The sequence below is a fragment of the Parafrankia discariae genome, from assembly GCF_000373365.1.
Classification (GTDB): Bacteria; Actinomycetota; Actinomycetes; order Frankiales; family Frankiaceae; genus Parafrankia; species Parafrankia discariae.
In genome coordinates this window covers 56,028-70,769 of sequence record NZ_KB891219.1, presented here as the reverse complement: position 1 = coordinate 70,769, position 14,742 = coordinate 56,028, and the positions used below count along the sequence as shown (strand labels likewise).

Genomic DNA, 14,742 nt, shown 5'->3' with positions numbered 1-14,742 from the left:
AACGGCTGCGAGCAATGCGGGAATCAGCCGCCAACCACGCACGCGCCCTGTCCGGCCTGTCATACTGTTACCTTTCCAAGGTTCGTGCACACCCGTGTCACCGGTGTGCGTGAGGCCACTGCAACGCACTGGTAGAGATAAAACGCACTGGTGGAATCGCATGGGCGCACCGTGCCGGCCCGCCTTCCGATCCGCGTCCGGCGGCGGGATGTCGCCGCGATTCCCAAGGTCCAGGTGAAGCATGACGGCCGGTCCCCCCGAGCAGACAGGCAGGCGGATCCCTGGGAACGGAACCGATGCCCGTTCCCCCGCCCCCCTGCGCACCGGACCCGAATCGGGCTGTTCGGGCCGCCGCGAGCAATCGTGCTACCGCGGATTCCCGATCGCAAACGTAACTTCGAATCCGATCATCACGTAATCCAATCGACGCCGACCCCTAAAGCATCCGGCCAATACACCGATAAACGCCGGATGAACAAAACGGGTCGAGTGGATGACAGCCGCCGGCCGCGGGCGGCCCGCGGCGGACGGCGGGCCCGGTGACCACGCGGGACCTGGCAGGCTGACGGGATGGCAGGTCGGGACACGGCGCCTGACGAGGTGGCGCCCGCGGTCGCCGCCGCCCGGCTGGCCGCGCAGGGGCTCGCGGGCACGGCGCGGTGCACGGCCGTCGACGCGGTGGCGCATCTCCTCGCGGTTCAGGCGCAGGACCCGCGCGGCATGCGGCTGACGATCAGATCACGGGTGGCCGGTTCGCACGCCACCGACGTCGACGCGGCCCTGACGAGGGACCGCTCGCTCGTTGTCACCTGGCTGAACCGGGGGACGCTGCACCTCGTCCGGGCCGAGGACTACTGGTGGCTGCACCCGCTGACCGCCCCCCGGACGCAGGCCCAGATCCGGCGCCGGTTCACCGACGAGGGCGTCTCCCCCGCCCAGGCCGAGAAGGGCGTCGCGGTCGTCGAGCGGGCGCTGGCCGCCGACGGGCCGCTGGGCCGCGGCGCGCTACGCGAGCGTCTCCGCGGGGCCGGCGTACCGGTGGACGGGCAGGCGCTGATCTACGTCCTCATCGAGGCGGCGGCACGGGGCCTGGTCGTGCGCGGCCCGGTCACGGGAGGCGACCAGGCGTACGTGCTCGTCCGCGACTGGCTGGGCCCGGCGCCCGAGCCCCGCGGGCGCGACGACGCCCTCGCCGAGCTGGCCCGGCGATACCTCGCGGGCCATGGACCGGCAACCGACCGCGATCTCGCCCGCTGGGCCGGGCTGCCGCTGGGGGACGTCCGCCGTGGCCTGGCCGCGATCTCCGCGGACCTGGCCGACCGCGACGACGGCCGCGCGCAGCTGCGACGTCCACCCGGCCCTGGACCGGCAGCCCCCGCGGGCGGCGACGCCCGGATGGCGCCGCCGAGGCTGCTCGGTCAGTTCGACCCGGTCCTGCTCGGCTGGGAGTCACGGGACTGGATCGTCGGGCCGCACCGCGGCATCGTCACGTCCAACGGCATCTTCCGCCCGTTCGCCCTGGTCGAGGGCCGGGCGGCCGGCACGTGGGCCGTCCGTGGCGGGCGGGTCGAACTCACGCCCTTCGCCCCGCTCTCCGCCGCCGTCACCGAGGCGCTGCGTGCCGAGGCCGCCGACGTCGAACGGTTCCTGCGCCCGGCCGGTCGACCGGGCTGAGCGGCTCGTCCGGCGCCGGTCCCGTCCACTGCCGGTCTCGGTCGATGCCGGTCAGCCGATGCCGGTCTCAGTTGGTGCCGGTCTCAGCCGGCGCCCATGACGAGGCAGGTGCTGCTCGCGGTGGCCACGACCCGGCCCTGCGCGTCGCGGACGTCGCACTCCGCGAACGCCGCCCGGCGGCCGGGACGAGTGACCCATCCGTGCACGGTCAGCGTGTTCACCCGGCCAGGGAGAACCTGGACCGGGCGGACGTAGTTGACCTTGATCTCAAGAGAGGTGTACGCGACACCGACCGCCAGTGTCGTGTGCACCGCGCAGCCCGCCGCGGTGTCGAGCAGCGTGCAGACGAGACCACCGTGGACGAGCCCGATCGGGTTGTACGCGGACTCGTCCGGCTCACAGGTGAAGACCACGTCACCGACCTCCGCCGTGACCGGGCGGAAGTCGAAGACCCGGGAGATCGGCGGGGGCGGGACGGTGCCGTCGACCATCGCCCGCAGGAACTCCAGGCCGGACATGGCCAGGCTCGACCGCGCGCTGGCGGCCGGGTCGTACCAGGTCACGGTCTTGCTTCGCGGCTCACCCCACCCCTGGTCCGGGTCCGTCGGCGCGGGCACGGCCGGCGGCGGGGCCTGGGACGGCGGCTGGGGCTGGGACAACAGGGACGGGGGCTCATCGGGCACGGTGGGTGGCATGGCCAGGAGCCTAGCCACCACGACCGCCTGAGTTGGGAATTACTACTCAGGTGGACCGGCCGATCCGAGGGCAACCTCCCGGCACGCGGTTACTGTTGTTCGAGGAACGGCGACTGTTCGAGCAACAGCACCGCCGGCTCGTCAGGACGACCCGCCGTGGCCGCGGCCGAGAACGGACGGACGATGACCCCGACCTCGTATGCGTCCCGGGCCGACACGACCCGGGCGCGGCTGCTCGCGGCCGCGCTCGGCGCGTTCGCCGCGAAGGGGTTCCACGGCACGACGACCCGGGACATCGCCGCCGCCGCCGGCATGAGCTCCGCCGCGCTCTACGTGCATCACAAGTCCAAGGAAGAGCTGCTCTACCTCATCTCCCGGACCGGGCACCAGGACATGCTGGCGTTCCTGCGCGAAGGCCTCGCCACCTCGGGCGACCCCGTCGAGCAGCTGCACCGCCTCGCCCACGACTTCGCCGAGCTGCACGCGCGCAACCACACCACCGCCCGGGTGATCAACAACGAGCTCGCCGCGCTCAGCCCGGAGCATCTCGCCGAGATCCGCGCCATCCGGCAGGAGATCACCACCGAGGTCCGGGCCATCGTCGAGCGCGGGGTCGCCGCGGGCGTCTTCATCGTCGCCGATCCCGCGATGACGGCCACCGCCCTGCTCTCCCTCTCGATCGACGTCGGGCGCTGGTACCGCGACGGCGGACCCTGGACCCCCGCGGAGGTCGGCCGCCGGTACGCCGAACTGTCGCTGCGCATGGTCGGGGCCGCCAGCCCGCCCCGAGGCTGACCGTGGTCAGCCCGCGAGCCGACCACGGGCAGTCCGCGAGCTGACTCACGGGCTGGCCCACGGGCGGTCCGCCCGCCCGCAGCCGAATGCCCCCGCCACCCGCACCACACCCCCCGCCACCCGCGCCACGTCCACGGCCGTCCGGGCACGCGTGCGCCCAGATGACGGATCAGAGCGCTTCTGCTACCTAGCGAAACATTACTAATCGCTTGCTTAGCTACCATGCGCTCGCTTATCGTGCCCAAATGTGGCGGACGCCACATCACTGTCGGTCGCCACCACATTCCGGCGCACCGCGGGTGCGACCCGACGTCCCGGCCGTTCGGCCCGCCTCCGAGTCGATCCCAGCCCTCCGAACCGGCCCGCAGAAACCAAGATCGTGGAAGGACCTCCATGAGCCTGACGACCGACTCGCCGGCCGGGGCCGACGCCCCCGCCTTACCGGACGGCATCCGCCGGCTCTGGGCCCGCCAGCTCGCCCACTACCCGGGCACCGGGCCCCGCCAGCTGTACCTGGCCATCACGGTCATCGCCGCGATCTTCCTGTACTACGCCCTGTACGTGCAGGGCGCGGTGGCGACGCAGATCATCACGGCCTTCGACTTCTCCTTCACGGCCTTCGTCTTCGTGAGCGTGATCGGCAACGCGGTCGGCGCCGGCGCCTCCCTGTTCGCCGGCCTCGCCGACCGGTGGGGCCGGGCGAACCTCGTCGTCGGCGGCCTGCTGCTCGTCGCCCTGATCGCCCTGTTCGGCCTGCCGCACGCACCCGGACAGGCCGGGTTCACCGTCATGTACGCGATGCTGTGCTTCGTCGAGGGCATCGTGCTGGTGGCGACGCCCGCGCTCGTCCGCGACTTCTCACCCCAGGTCGGCCGCGGGGTGGCGATGGGCTTCTGGACCCTCGGGCCGGTGCTGGGCAGCCTGACGGTGACCATGGTGTCGAGCAACACCCTCGACGCCCACCCCGACTGGCGCTTCCAGTTCTACGTGTGCGGCGTCGTCGGCCTCTTCGTGTTCGTCCTCGCCGCGCTCGGGCTGCGGGAGCTCACCCCCGCCCTCCGCGATCAGCTGATGGTCAGCCTGCGGGACCGGGCACTGGTCGAGGCCCGCGCCGCCGGCCTCGACCCGGAACAGGCCGGCCGGGAGTCCTGGCGCCGGGTGCTGCGCTTCGACGTCCTCGGGCCCGCCTTCGCGATCAGCATGTTCCTGCTGCTGTACTACATCCTGGTCGGCTTCGCCGTCGTCTACTTCGCCACCGTGTACGGCTACCCGGAGGCACGGGCCAACGCACTCGCGAACTGGTACTGGATCTCCAACGCGATCGCCCTCGTCGTGGCCGGGGTCCTGTCCGACCGGCTCCGCGTCCGCAAACCGTTCATGGTCCTCGGGATGGTGGTCAGCCTCGTCGGCAACATCCTGTTCGCCCTGGCCGCCACGGAACCGGACACCGGCTACTACACGCTCGCGGTCTACTTCGTCCTCAGCGCCTCGGGCAGCGGCATCGCCTACGTCGCCTGGATGGCGAGCTTCACCGAGACCGTCGAGCGGCACAGCCCGGCGGCGACCGCCACCGGCCTGGCGCTGTGGGGCTGGACGCTGCGCCTCGTCGTGAGCGCGGCACTGATCATCTTCACGTTCGTGCTCCCGGCCACCTCGGTCCTCGTCGACCAGGGCGCCCGGGTCGAGCACATCGTGGCGGAGCACCCCGCCGAGGTCGCCGTCCTCTCCGCCGTCGACCCGGCCGCCTCCGCCACCCTGGCCCGCGATCCGCGGGACGTCGGGGCGCTGTCCACGGCACTCGGCCAGGTGGCCGCCCAGCAGGGCGCCAGCCCGGCGGAGGCCGAGGCCGTGTCGACGGCCGTACGGGAGCGGTCCCGGGAACTGGCCGCGGCGCAGGCGATAGCCCCGCCCACGCTGGCAGCGCTGCAGCAGAACCCGCGCGACCTCGCCGCCGCCGGGTCCGCCATCGGCGACATCTCCCGGGAGCTGGCTGTCGACCAGCCGACGGCGGTGCGGCTGCTGACCAGCCTGGCCGATCCGGAGGTGAAGTCCGACCTGGCCCTCGTGCAGCGCTACGGGGGCGTGCTGACCGAGGCGGAGGCGGCCATCGCGCCGGACGACCTCGCCTACCTGTCCGAGCACGGATCCGACGTGGCCAAGGCGCAGGAGGACAACCCGGGGCAGTGGCAGAACTGGTGGTGGGTCTGCGTGGCCGGCCAGGTGGTCTTCCTGCCGTTCGTGTTCGTCATGGCCGGCCGGTGGAGCCCCCGCCGGGCCCGCGAGGACGAGCGCGCGCACGAGGCGATGGTCGAGCGCGAACTGGCCGCCCTCCACTCCGGTACCGCCGTGGACCGGGCCGGCGGACCCGGCACCTCCCCGGCGACGGCCACCGCACCGCACCGTTCGGAAGGAACCGTTTCGGAGGGAACCGCCGAGAACTGACCACCCGGATCCCATGCCGGGCGCGAGGTCCCGGGCAGGTCGGTCTCACCGCGGGCCGACCTGCCGGCGGATGACTCCGGCGGCCGTCCGGGCCTGGTTCACCCCGGCCTGGTGGACCGGCCGCCAACGGCTCCGGTCGCCCGGGTCGGCGCCGTCGGCGAGGTGGATGTTGGCTCCGCCGCCGAGCGCGCCGTCCATGTAGCGCCGGCCCGCGATCGTCACCGGCGGGTAGGCGGCGGGCATCGCGCAGCTCGCCGCCACGGCCGAGGCCAACGGGACACCGCTGCCGCGGTCCCAGACCACGGGCCGGCCGGTCTCGACGTCCACGGCGGTGATCAGCAGCCGCCGGTCCGGCCAGTCGCGCGCCCCGATCAGCCACGCCATCCGGGCGACGTGGGTGTCCTCGGGAATGGTCGGGGCGGTGAGCGCGATCCGGCCGACGCGACGGACCCGGTCCGGATCGGCCTGATCTGCGAGGATGGCGAACACCTCGCCCGTCAGGCCGGAGTCCGGGCCCGCCCGCCGAGCGGCCGGGCCGTGCCCACCAGCCCACCCGGCCCCAGGACGACCGCCGCGCCATCGGGAAGAGTCACGCCGACCAGCGTCGGGGCTGAAGTCGGGTTCAGGTCAAGGCCCGCCGGCTACGGCCCGCCGGTCTCCCGGGGCGCCGCCGGCGGGAAGCCCAGGACGGCGGCGACGTCGGCCGGTCGGAACGTCAGGCCCTTGACCGCCTTGCCGCCGTCGGGATGCGCCTCCTTCGTCAGGTTCGCCCGGTGGATCTCGGCGAGGACGGCGTCGAGCGGGATCCCCCGTACCGGGCGGCCGTGCCGTAGGCGACGTACACGACGTCGGCCAGCTCCTGGGCGAGGCCGACCAGGTCGTCGTTCTCGTCGGCGGCGACGGCCTCGGCGGCCTCCTCGGCCAGGAACTCGCGCCGCAACCGGCGGGTCGCCGCGTCCTGGAGGCGGGGCGACGCAGGCAGGTCGTCGCCGAGCGCGGCGTGGAACTCCCGCACCATCGCCATGACGGACGGCGCGGTGGGAGTGCCACGCCCGCGGCCGGCCGGCCCGACCGGCGCCGCCGGTGACCGCGCACCCGGTACACCCGGTGCCGGCGACGCCGTCTCCCCGGAGACCGCCGAGACCAGCCGCGACGTCTTGGCCAGCACCTGGTCGCCGAACCGCCCGGCCCAGGAGTCGGTCAGCGACGCCGCCGTGACGAGGGCGGAGAGCGCGACGTCGAGCAGCTCGTCCACCAGGTTCTGCTCCGAGGCCCGGGGTTTGCGCGGGTTCTGGCCGCGCAGGCCGATCAGGGCCGCGCTCGCCTCGCCGCACTCCTCGACCAGCTTCAGGACCCGCAGCGCCAGGCCCTCCCGAGGCTCGATCCCGTTCCGCGCGTCGCTCACGTCCAGCGCGCGCACGGCGGCGTCGATCGCCGCGACGGGAAGCACGGGGTCGGACGCCGCCGGCCGGTCCGGGAGGGAAGTCACCGCGCCGACGCTACCGGCGGGGCCCGCACGCCTGATCACCGACCGAGACGCCGCCGCGGGCGGGGCGCGGTCCGGGTGGTCCGCGCCGCCGTGATTGAGTCTCGCCGTGGCCTGATGGGAGGTGGTTCGTGATGGTGGACGTGCCCGCCGATCCGACCGTGCTGCACCCGGTCCCCGGGCAGCCACGGGTGGTGCTGCTCAAGCCGCTGTGCGTCTCGCCGCTGATCGAGGTCGGGGAGTTCTCCTACTACGACGACCCCGACGACCCGACCGCCTTCGAGACCCGCAACGTGCTCTACCACTACGGGCCGGAGAAGCTGGTCATCGGCCGGTTCTGCGCGCTGGGCGCCGGCGTGCGCTTCATCATGAACGGCGCGAACCACCGCCTGGACGGCCCGTCGACCTTCCCCTTCCCGATCATGGGTGGCTCCTGGGCCGAGCACTTCGACCTCATCACCGGCCTGCCCGGCCGCGGGGACACCGTGGTCGGCAGCGACGTCTGGTTCGGCTACCGCGCCACGGTGCTGCCCGGGGTCCGCATCGGCCACGGCGCGATCATCGGGTCCGGTTCGGTCGTCGTGGACGACGTCCCCGACTACGGCGTCGTCGGGGGCAACCCGGCGCGGCTGCTGCGCCTGCGCCACAGCGCGGCGGACGTCGCCCGCCTGCTGGCGCTGGCCTGGTGGGACTGGCCGCTCGGGCACCTCGCCCGGCATGTCCGCACCGTCATGGCCGGCAGCGTCGACGACCTCGAGGCCGCGGCCCCCAGGTAGCCAGCCCCCAGGTGGCCACCCGCCGGGTGGCCAGCGGCCGGGTGGCCAGCGGCCGGGTGGCCAGCGGCCGGGGAGTCGCAGAGGGCCCCGGCCGGGGGCGGCTCGAGGGGTGGGTTCACCCGCCGGTCCGCTCGCCGGCGGAGCCGCGGGCGAGCAGCGTCGGCTCGAAGACGAGCTCGGCCGCCCGCCGGCCCATCTCGTAGGAGGGCTGGGTGACCACCGTGATCCCGAGCGCGCTCGCCCAGGGGAAGTCGTCCATCGTGATGAACGCGATGTCGTCGGGGACGGCGAGGCCGCGCGCCGTGAGCGCCGTGTACACGGCGACGGTCAGCCGGCTCATGACGCAGGCGACCGCGTCCAACGGCGTTCCACGGGCGGACGCACGCGCGAGAAGCGTGCCGACGGCACGGTCGACGTCCTCCGCCGTCTCGGCGGCGGCCACCGCGTCCGCGGGCAGCGGATGCCCGAGCTCGGTGAGCGCCGCCCGCAGCCCGGCCGTGCGCTCGAGCTGCGACGGGCGATCGCCGGAGGTGACGACCCCGACGGAGGACCGCCCGCACCCGACCAGATGCGTCGCCATCAGGCGGCCGGCCCGGACGTTGTCCAGGCTGACCGCGTGCAGGTCGGGCGGCGGGTTCGGCACGGTCCGCGCGACGATCACGCACGGCGTGCCGTTCCCGGCCATCCGGCGGACGCCGCTGTCGGTCCGCTCGCCGGCGGTCACGATCAGGCCGCGCACCCGGTGCTCGTCCATCATCCGGACCAGGGCGACCTCGCGGGCGGTATCGCGGGCGACCTCGCGGGTGGCCTGCCGGAATGTGTTGGCGAGCATGACGAGGCTGTCGTTGGCGGCGGCCACGTCGTCGATGCCGCGGATCAGGCCGAGGTAGAAAGGGCCGCTCAGGTCACGGACGACAACGCCGATCGTGCTGGAGCGACCGGCGAAGATACTTCTGGTGAGCGCGTTGGGGCTGTACTCCAGCGCGGCGGCCGCCTCCCGTACCCGGATCGCGGTCGCCTCGGTGACGGCGCCCCCGTTGAGCACGCGGGAGACCGTCGCCGTGGAGACACCGGCCCGCGCGGCCACGTCACCGATGGTGACTCGCTTCGCCATGGTCGCTGTGCGTCCCTCCGAACGGTTCCGGCGCCGCCCGGCCCGGCCCTCGTGGCCGCCGGGGGCGGCATCGGATCATCTCACCGGCCCCGGCGGGCCGAACCGCTCGAACCGGAAGGCGGCCAGCTCGTCGCCGCGGTCCTCCCCCAGCACCTCCGCCGCGACCAGGTCGCCGGCGTGCACGCCGAGGGTCACGCCGCTGTGCGAGACGGCGAAGTGGAAGTTGGGCAGCTCGACCGCCCGCCCGAGCACGGGCAGGCCGTCCCCGGGAATGGGCCGTTCACCGATCCGGACCTCCGCCACCGTCGCGGCCCGGATTCCCGGGTAGAGCACCCGGGCCGCCTCGAGGATCGTCTCGACCGCCGACCCGTCCGCGCTCGTCACACCGTCGTCGGAGACACGTACCGCGCCGTCGATCGCCTGGGTGTGCAGCAGCAGCCGCCCGCCCCCGTCCGGCCGCAGGTGGACGTCGGGCGCGTGGATGACGCGGGACACCGGGGCGGCGACCGGGGAGGTGCGGACGAGCACGCCGCGGGTGTTGCGCATCGGCAGGTCCAGGCCGGCGAGCCCGGCGATCACGTCGGCGCGCGGCCCCGCGCAGTTCACGACCGCGGCCGCGGAGATCGAGCGGCCCGAGGCGAGGCCGACGGCACGCACCAGGCCGGCGGCGCGGTCCAGGCCGACGACCGGGTCGCCGGTCACCAGCTCGGCGCCCCGGGACACCGCGCTCGCGAGCAGGTGGCCGACCAGGCGGGCCGGTTCGACCCACCCCTCCTGTGGGAAGTAGGCGATCCCGTCCGCCGGCAGCGCGGCGGGATCGACCTCCGGTTCGAGCTCCAGTGCCTCCGCCCGGCTGAGCCAGCGCGCCTCGTACCCGTGGCCGACGACGGCGGCGACCCTCCGGCGCAGCCGCTCACGCTCCGCGTCGGTGGTCTCCCAGTGCAGGTTCCCGCCCTCGTGGTACCAGTCGCCGGCGGGCGCCTCCGCCGCCAGCCCGCGATGGGCGGCCATCGCCGCGACCCCGAAGGCGTGGTACGAGTGCGACTGCCTGCTGGAGGAGTTGATCCAGGCGAACGTCGCCCCGGAGGTGCCGGCCCCGGGGACCCCGGCCTCCACCACGACGACCCGGGCACCGCGGCGCGCCAGCGAGGCGGCGACCGCCGCGCCGTAGACACCGGCGCCGATGACGACCACGTGCTCAGCCATACCGCTCCTCATCCCTCGTCGGTGCCTCCGGTGGGAGGCTCGACTGTGAAACTAGTTTCAGCAACTAGTTTCACTGTGACCCACAGTGCTTTCTCGGTCAACCCACGCGGCACCCGGCGGCCCGGGGCGCCGGGGCGTGGCTCAGATGACGCCGTCGGCCCGCAGCCGGGCGAGCTCATCGGCGGGGACGCCGGCGGCCAGCAGGATCTCGTCGGTGTCCGCGCCGAGGGCGGGGGGTCCGGTGGTGGGCGTCGACGACCGGCGGCCCTCGGCGTCGGTGAGCCGGACCGGTGTCGCGGGCACCCGGGTGCCCGCGACGTCCACGAGGGCTCCGCGCGCCACGGCGTGCGGATCGGTCAGCAGGTCCGGGCCCTCGTTCACCGCGCCGATCGTCGCGGCGGGGTCGGACTCCACCCAGCGCGCCGCCGGCCGGGTGGCGAAGACCTTCTCGAAACGCTCGGCCATCGCCGCCTGCTCCTCGGCGGGGGCCGTCCGCCGGTCGGCCAGGTCGTCGGCGTCGAGGACACGGCACAGGGCACGCCAGGTCCGGGGTTCGGCCGCCGCGACGCTCACCCACCGGTCGTCGGCGCACCGGTACAGCCGGCGGCCCGCGGCCCAGCCCATCCTGGGCGCGCCGGCGGTGAACCGGGCCGGCAGGCCGGACAGCAGCCACGTGGAGGCGTCCGTGATCGAGGCGTCGACGAAGCATCCGGTGCCGGTCCGGGCGGCGCCGGCGAGCGCGGCGGCCACCGCCAGCGCCGCGACGGCCCCGGCCACGGGCGCCGCGATCACCGTCTGGGGCATCCACGGGAGCTGGTCGGCCATCGCGGCCAGCAGGCCGGACTGGCCGAGGAAGGTGATGTCGTGACCGGCCCGTCCGGCGTAGGGGCCGTCCGCGCCGAAGGAGGACAGCGCCGCCCACACCAACCGTGGGTTGACCGCGGCCGCCTGCGGATACCCGAAGCCCGCCTCCTCCATCGCGCCCGGGCGGGCGCTGTCGACGACGGCGTCCGCCCCGGCCACGAGCCGGCGGAGCACGTCGAGTCCCGCCGGCCGGCGGGTGTCGAGGGTGATCGAGCGCTTGCCCCGGTTGAGACCGATGTGGCCGGGCGACGTCCCGCCCGGACCTCGGACCGGGTCGCCGGCGCCGGGCGCCTCGACCTTGACCACCTCGGCGCCGAGGTCGGCCAGCAGCAGGGTGCAGTGTGCTCCGGGAAAGTGCCGGGTGAGGTCGAGAACGCGGATCCCGCGCAGAGGGAACGTCACCCACCCAACCAATCAGGTGAGGGAAGCCGGCGAACGGAACGGGCCGCCGGGCCGCGGGGTCGCGGGGCCGCCCAGGTACCGCATGATGCCGCCGGTCCAGGTCGGGAAGCCGGCGGCGAGGGTGGACGCCACATGGGCGTCCGACGGCGAGATGGTCAGGCCTTCGGCCAGGGACCGCCTTGAGGTCGAAGAAGTTGCGGCTCAGGTCCGCGGTGACCGGCTGACGCAGCAGCGCGAGAAACGCCTCGGTCTCGATCGGGAACGCGGCGTCCGGATCCACCGCGGCGCCGCGGACCGCGACGTCCAGGACGGCGCGGGAGAGCCCGGCGCGAAGCCCGCTCAAGCGTCCGGCGAAGGACGTCCACCGGTCGGCAGATAGCGGGCGAGCTGGTCGAGGGAGGTGATGCGGTGTGGCTCGTCGTACGGGCCGAGCCCGGTCCGGTCGAGGTGGACGGCGCGCAGCCCGGCCGCCCGGGGGGCCAGCACATCGAGGTCGTGCCGGTCGCCGACGTGCAGCACCGACCCGGCCGGCGTGCCGAGCCGCTCGCAGACGGTCAGGTAGGTCGACGGATGCGGCTTCGCCGCGCCCAGGGCCTCGGCGGTGAACACCGGGCCGACCCGCCCGGCGAGACCGATCGTCCGGACCTTCGCGAGCTGCTGGCGGTCGACACCGTTGGTGAGCACGGCCGTCGCGAGGCCGGCCCGGGAGACCGCGGCCAGTGCCGCGTCGACGTCCCCGAACCTGGCCCAGGTCGTCGCGTAGCAGGTCAGGTAGTCGGCGAAGAGCCGGTCGAGGTCGTCGTCGGTGCCGACCGGGTGACCGAGCCGCGGCAGGAACTCACGGAGCCGTCCGCGCCGCTGCCCGACGAAGGTGACCAGCCCGTTCTGCCACGCGGTGAAGTGCCGGTACTCCGCCGCGAACCAGGCGTCCACCAGGTCGTCCGTGACGGCGGCACCGAGCCGCGGGAGCCACTGGCGCAGCGCGGCGCGCGCCGAGCTGTCGTGGTCGAACAGAGTGCCGTCAAGATCGAAGATCACTGCCTGGAGCGGAGCCGTGGCCACCGTCCAGAGTCTGCCCGCCGGCGGCGGCGGTCGGGCTGTCACCGGCTCGATCCAGCCACTCGTCCAGCAGGGCGCGCTCGGCGCCGGTCAGCGCGGGCAGCTCCGGCACGACGGTCCGGAACGCGACGGTGGCCCGGCTCGGCGGGCCTCGATCTGACGGTGGAGGCCCCGGTCCGTTTCTGGTGCTCGACTCCTCTCCGTTTGATGTCTTCCTCGCCGTTTCAGACAGCACTCCCTGCAACATGCACTCCGCAAGGGCGAGAAGGGTGCCAAACGACGAGGGGGTCACTCCGACGTGCGGGGGTCTTGTCCGACAGAGGTCGGTCTGGCCGTGCCTACAGCGATCTCCTTTTGTTCCGACTCGACTCAGAGGCTGCCACACTGATTGCTCTTCGAGCCCCCGACGATGTTCGGCGCCCCGTCGTTGACAGGAGCAGGCTGATTACCAGAGCAGGACAGGCTACCGCCGATATGGTTCCCCGACACCACGATCGGCCGTTGCCCCGTCCTGTTATTGGCTATCAGCACCGAGGAACTGATGTTCGCGCGAGAAACCAGCACCTGGCCGGTTGTTCCGCTGACGCTGACCGACCCGCCGACACTGATGTCGCGGATGTGGACCCTGCTCGCACCACTGGCGTTGATCGACCCGCCGACGCTGGCGTGATCGGCGACGAAACCAGCACCACCCGAGACGTTGATCGAGCCGGTCACCCGGGCGCCTGGTGCCAGGCACGTGACACCCGTGGTCAGGTTCAGCGAACCCTGACGAGTGCCGGCCACAGTGCGATCACACGACTGGAAGTAGTTCGCGAATTCGTAGTCAGAGATCTTCTGACCACCCCTCGTACCCACCTCATTACTGGTACGGAAGTGCACCCCCACGTTAATCCGAGCATTGATCATCTCTCCTGCCATCTGAGAGAAGCTGGTGAAACGCCGGGTTGTGTTGGAAGAACGACTGAAGACACTGATCGCGCCTCCGGGGATGGTGTCACTGCCGAAGAAGTTCTCGAAGGCCCTCGTGTACACCCCACCGGCGTAGTTGTGGCCCGCCGGGTACTCCGGATGCTCCCATTCCGACTGGTCCTCCAACGGCAACCAGTTCAGGTCGGCTGCTGTCGCCGGGTTCCCATCCGTGTCAGCCTCGCGGATCGCCGTAACCGGCCGCCACCTGTGGTAGAGGTACTTGTTATGGCCAACCATTATCTGGCCGTCAGCGTCCGCGAGAGCCGCCATGGCGAAAAGGCGAGCCGTCTCTGACCCGTCGAGGCCCTGGCGTCGGGCGAGTTGCGCGGCGATCTCGTCCCACGGCGCCTGCTGCCAGTACAACCCGATATCAAGCTGCTCCGGTGTCCGCGTCGCGCTGGACTGCGACCCGAGGCTCTTGATCTCATTGAAGTCTGCCGCGTACTGTTGACTGGTCACCAGGATGGGCTCCTCGACCTGGAATCGCCCAACCCCGGGGATCAGGAACGGCTTCACTTTCCTAACCCAGGCATGGGAATCAAGTTGGTAGCTCGGAGGTACCGGCCGGAACTGCCCGGGGCCATTTCCGGTTGGGAACGTCTCGTCTTCCGCATTGCGCCCGTCGTTCTGCCGGGCGGCGAGCATCGCCGAGGCGGCCTCCTCACCCACAGCGATGCCACCGTTCTTGGCAGGACCGTCAGGAATCAAGGCGAGCGTCGACTGGTATTTGGAGTCAAGCATCGACGCCATATCCGGGAGGAGGCTCGACAACACCCGGTAGGAAGCAGTCGCCGCCGCCGCTCCCACAGAGTCGTTCGGATCCGCAGAGGGAGGTATGGCGACGTAGGCCTGATGAGCGCGGGAGATCCCGTTTATGGCGTCGTACACCGCACCGTTCACCAACGCCTTGTCGGGCGCGGAGACCCACGGCGGGGTTTCACTCGTCACGCCCTGTTGAAAAGCAGAAATCCGCTCGTCTGATACCAGTCGATGATTATATCTCTATCGGTTTCAGTTGATGCGGATGCGGGCGCCCCCGAGAGGACGACGACGGTGGCCGCGACCAGACAGGACAGAGTGGTGCCCAAAAATCCTTTACGGGATAAATGTCGAATTTTCATGCCTAGCTTCCTCCTCGCCGGCGACACAGGGATTCTTTGCTCGGGGGCCGACAGCCCGCTGCTATAAAGCAACACCTCCCAGCACGTCGTCGACGACACGCCACATGCGAGGTCCCGTAGCCACAGAGACCGAGAG

The 14,742-nt window shown here is 72.5% G+C and carries 13 protein-coding genes; 5 read left to right on the top strand and 8 right to left on the bottom strand.

What is annotated here, in order from left to right; all coding sequences use genetic code 11:
• The first annotated feature begins 570 nt into the window (after window positions 1–570).
• Window positions 571–1,674 (top strand): winged helix DNA-binding domain-containing protein, encoded by a 1,104-nt coding sequence (locus B056_RS0117420; RefSeq protein ID WP_026239804.1) that lies wholly within the window; start codon window positions 571–573, stop codon window positions 1,672–1,674.
• 83 nt (window positions 1,675–1,757) lie between these two features.
• Here B056_RS0117420 and B056_RS0117415 read toward each other — a convergent pair whose 3' ends face one another.
• Complete coding sequence (locus B056_RS0117415; protein ID WP_084647178.1) at window positions 1,758–2,369, bottom strand: PaaI family thioesterase; 612 nt, start codon at window positions 2,367–2,369, stop codon at window positions 1,758–1,760.
• Window positions 2,370–2,552: 183 nt separating this feature from the next.
• Here B056_RS0117415 and B056_RS0117410 point away from each other — a divergent pair, with 183 nt between their 5' ends.
• Together B056_RS0117410 and B056_RS0117405 are read left to right on the top strand one after the other, a co-directional pair.
• Window positions 2,553–3,164, top strand: coding sequence for a TetR family transcriptional regulator (locus tag B056_RS0117410; RefSeq protein ID WP_035751881.1), 612 nt, complete (start codon window positions 2,553–2,555; stop codon window positions 3,162–3,164).
• A 393-nt stretch (window positions 3,165–3,557) separates the two neighbouring features.
• Window positions 3,558–5,606, top strand: coding sequence for an MFS transporter (locus tag B056_RS0117405; protein ID WP_018503140.1), 2,049 nt, complete (start codon window positions 3,558–3,560; stop codon window positions 5,604–5,606).
• A 45-nt stretch (window positions 5,607–5,651) separates the two neighbouring features.
• Here B056_RS0117405 and B056_RS39540 read toward each other — a convergent pair whose 3' ends face one another.
• Both B056_RS39540 and B056_RS44490 read right to left on the bottom strand, forming a co-directional pair.
• Window positions 5,652–6,095: a patatin-like phospholipase family protein gene (locus tag B056_RS39540; protein ID WP_230203042.1), complete on the bottom strand. Its 444-nt coding sequence runs from the start codon at window positions 6,093–6,095 to the stop codon at window positions 5,652–5,654.
• A gap of 271 nt (window positions 6,096–6,366) precedes the next feature.
• Window positions 6,367–7,095 (bottom strand): pyrophosphohydrolase domain-containing protein, encoded by a 729-nt coding sequence (locus B056_RS44490; protein WP_230203041.1) that lies wholly within the window; start codon window positions 7,093–7,095, stop codon window positions 6,367–6,369.
• Window positions 7,096–7,226: 131 nt separating this feature from the next.
• Here B056_RS44490 and B056_RS0117385 point away from each other — a divergent pair, with 131 nt between their 5' ends.
• Entirely contained in the window at window positions 7,227–7,868 is a 642-nt protein-coding gene (locus B056_RS0117385) for a CatB-related O-acetyltransferase (RefSeq protein WP_018503139.1), read from the top strand.
• A gap of 115 nt (window positions 7,869–7,983) precedes the next feature.
• Here the strand turns inward: B056_RS0117385 and B056_RS0117380 are convergent, their stop codons facing one another.
• From B056_RS0117380 to B056_RS0117360, 4 genes are all read right to left on the bottom strand, one after another.
• Window positions 7,984–8,982 (bottom strand): LacI family DNA-binding transcriptional regulator, encoded by a 999-nt coding sequence (locus B056_RS0117380; protein ID WP_018503138.1) that lies wholly within the window; start codon window positions 8,980–8,982, stop codon window positions 7,984–7,986.
• A gap of 75 nt (window positions 8,983–9,057) precedes the next feature.
• Window positions 9,058–10,188: an NAD(P)/FAD-dependent oxidoreductase gene (locus B056_RS0117375; protein WP_018503137.1), complete on the bottom strand. Its 1,131-nt coding sequence runs from the start codon at window positions 10,186–10,188 to the stop codon at window positions 9,058–9,060.
• Window positions 10,189–10,329: 141 nt separating this feature from the next.
• Window positions 10,330–11,454, bottom strand: coding sequence for a CaiB/BaiF CoA transferase family protein (locus B056_RS0117370; protein WP_018503136.1), 1,125 nt, complete (start codon window positions 11,452–11,454; stop codon window positions 10,330–10,332).
• Between the two features lie 339 nt (window positions 11,455–11,793).
• A complete protein-coding gene (locus tag B056_RS0117360; protein WP_035751866.1) occupies window positions 11,794–12,516 on the bottom strand; it encodes an HAD family hydrolase in 723 nt (240 codons plus the stop codon).
• On the opposite strand from B056_RS0117360, the gene B056_RS42850 reads away from it, so the two are divergent.
• Window positions 12,509–12,673 (top strand): hypothetical protein, encoded by a 165-nt coding sequence (locus tag B056_RS42850; RefSeq protein ID WP_018503133.1) that lies wholly within the window; start codon window positions 12,509–12,511, stop codon window positions 12,671–12,673. The two genes, B056_RS0117360 and B056_RS42850, sit on opposite strands and share 8 nt — an antisense overlap.
• Window positions 12,674–12,882: 209 nt before the next feature.
• On the opposite strand, the gene B056_RS36970 is transcribed toward B056_RS42850, so the two are convergent.
• Window positions 12,883–14,433, bottom strand: a complete 1,551-nt coding sequence (locus B056_RS36970) for a vanadium-dependent haloperoxidase (RefSeq protein ID WP_018503132.1) — start codon at window positions 14,431–14,433, stop codon at window positions 12,883–12,885.
• Window positions 14,434–14,742: the final 309 nt, after the last annotated feature.